Here is a 3,071-nt window from a genome sequence, read left to right as displayed (position 1 = left end):
CAGTTACTTCGTAACGAAAATCAAGATTAAAAGGTTAAGTCCTCGATCGATTAGTATTTGTCCGCTCCATATGTCGCCATACTTCCACTCCAAACCTATCTACCTGATCATCTTTCAGGGATCTTACTTTCTTGACGAAATGGGAAATCTCATCTTGAGGGGGGCTTCACGCTTAGATGCTTTCAGCGTTTATCCCTGCCGCACATAGCTACCCAGCGATGCTCCTGGCGGAACAACTGGTACACCAGCGGTGCGTCCATCCCGGTCCTCTCGTACTAAGGACAGCTCCTCTCAAATTTCCTGCGCCCGCGACGGATAGGGACCGAACTGTCTCACGACGTTCTGAACCCAGCTCGCGTGCCGCTTTAATGGGCGAACAGCCCAACCCTTGGGACCGACTACAGCCCCAGGATGCGACGAGCCGACATCGAGGTGCCAAACCTCCCCGTCGATGTGGACTCTTGGGGGAGATAAGCCTGTTATCCCCGGGGTAGCTTTTATCCGTTGAGCGATGGCCCTTCCATGCGGAACCACCGGATCACTAAGCCCGACTTTCGTCCCTGCTCGACTTGTCAGTCTCGCAGTCAAGCTCCCTTGTGCCTTTACACTCTGCGAATGATTTCCATCCATTCTGAGGGAACCTTTGGGCGCCTCCGTTACTCTTTAGGAGGCGACCGCCCCAGTCAAACTGCCCACCTGACACTGTCTCCCCACGCGCTAAGCGTGGCGGGTTAGAATGGTCATACAGCGGGGGTAGTATCCCACCAGCGCCTCCTCGCATGCTGGCGCACGCGATTCTTCGGCTCCTACCTATCCTGTACAAGCGGTACAAACATTCCATATCAGGTTGCAGTAAAGCTCCACGGGGTCTTTCCGTCCTGTCGCGGGTAACCTGCATCTTCACAGGTACTATAATTTCACCGAGTCTCTCGTTGAGACAGTGCCCAGATCGTTGCGCCTTTCGTGCGGGTCGGAACTTACCCGACAAGGAATTTCGCTACCTTAGGACCGTTATAGTTACGGCCGCCGTTTACTGGGGCTTCAATTCTGAGCTTCGCAAGATGCTAACCCATCCTCTTAACCTTCCAGCACCGGGCAGGCGTCAGCCCCTATACGTCACCTTACGGTTTTGCAGAGACCTGTGTTTTTGCTAAACAGTCGCCTGGGCCTATTCACTGCGGCTCTCTCGGGCTTTCACCCTAATAGAGCACCCCTTCTCCCGAAGTTACGGGGTCATTTTGCCGAGTTCCTTAACGAGAGTTCTCTCGCTCACCTTAGGATTCTCTCCTCATCTACCTGTGTCGGTTTGCGGTACGGGCAGTATCTCTCTTCCTAGAGGCTTTTCTTGGCAGCGTGAAATCAGGAACTTCCGTACTTTATTTCCTTCCCCATCACAGCTCATGCTTCGCAAGAAGCGGATTTGCCTACTTCTCACACTCACTGCTTGGACGCACATTTCCATTCGTGCGATTCCCTATCCTTCTGCGTCACCCCATTGGTCAAACAATTGACACTGGTACAGGAATATCAACCTGTTGTCCATCGCCTACGCCTATCGGCCTCAGCTTAGGTCCCGACTAACCCTGAGCGGACGAGCCTTCCTCAGGAAACCTTAGATATTCGGTGGAAGGGATTCTCACCCTTCTTTCGCTACTCATACCGGCATTCTCACTTCTAAGCGCTCCACCAGTCCTTCCGGTCTGACTTCAACGCCCTTAGAACGCTCTCCTACCACGAACCACAAAGTGGTTCATCCACAGTTTCGGTAATACGTTTAGCCCCGGTACATTTTCGGCGCGGGGTCACTCGACCAGTGAGCTATTACGCACTCTTTCAAGGATGGCTGCTTCTAAGCCAACCTCCTGGTTGTCTAAGCAACCCCACATCCTTTTCCACTTAACGTATATTTGGGGACCTTAACTGGTGGTCTGGGCTGTTTCCCTTTCGACTACGGATCTTATCACTCGCAGTCTGACTCCCGAGTATAAGTACATGGCATTCGGAGTTTATCTGAATTCGGTAACCCGAGAGGGGCCCCTAGTCCAAACAGTGCTCTACCTCCATGACTCTTTACCTCGAGGCTAGCCCTAAAGCTATTTCGGAGAGAACCAGCTATCTCCAAGTTCGATTGGAATTTCTCCGCTACCCACACCTCATCCCCGCACTTTTCAACGTGCGTGGGTTCGGACCTCCAGTAAGTATTACCTTACCTTCATCCTGGACATGGGTAGATCACCTGGTTTCGGGTCTACGACCTGTTACTCATACGCCCTATTCAGACTCGCTTTCGCTACGGCTCCGCTTTTTCCGCTTAACCTTGCAACAAATCGTAACTCGCCGGTTCATTCTACAAAAGGCACGCTATCACCCATTAACGGGCTCTAACTACTTGTAGGCACACGGTTTCAGGTACTCTTTCACTCCCCTCCCGGGGTGCTTTTCACCTTTCCCTCACGGTACTGGTTCACTATCGGTCACTAGGGAGTATTTAGCCTTGGGAGATGGTCCTCCCGGATTCCGACGGAATTTCACGTGTTCCGCCGTACTCAGGATCCACTCTGGAGAGAAAGCTATTTCAACTACCGGGCTATTACCGTCTCTGGCGGGCCTTTCCAGACCGCTTCATTTATATCCTTCTTTTGTAACTCCGTATAGAGTGTCCTACAACCCCAAAAAGCAAGCTTCTTGGTTTGGGCTCTTTCCGTTTCGCTCGCCGCTACTCAGGAAATCGATTTTTCTTTCTCTTCCTCCAGGTACTTAGATGTTTCAGTTCCCTGGGTCTGCCTTCCTTATGCTATGTATTCACATAAGGATACTATCCGACTAAAGATAGTGGGTTTCCCCATTCGGAAATCTCTGGATCAACGCTTACGTACAGCTCCCCAAAGCATATCGGTGTTAGTCCCGTCCTTCTTCGGCTCCTAGTGCCAAGGCATCCACCGTGCGCCCTTCCTAACTTAACCTCTTTGACTTCTACGAAGTCCGGTTAATCTGAATCGGGTTTACCAGCGATGATAAACGTCGATTCTGTTTGAAAGATACACTTTCAGTTGATTCTCGGTTACTTGTTT

1 rRNA gene is annotated in these 3,071 nt (G+C 51.4%); it reads right to left on the bottom strand.

The window, feature by feature from the left end:
• Window positions 1–30 precede the first annotated feature (30 nt).
• Window positions 31–2,963 (bottom strand): 23S ribosomal RNA (locus R8923_RS14190).
• Between the last annotated feature and the right edge of the window lie 108 nt (window positions 2,964–3,071).

The organism is Listeria tempestatis, assembly GCF_963575625.1.
Classification (GTDB): domain Bacteria; phylum Bacillota; class Bacilli; order Lactobacillales; family Listeriaceae; genus Listeria; species Listeria tempestatis.
Note: the sequence above shows the minus strand (reverse complement) of the source record. Positions and strands in the feature narration are given on the sequence as shown.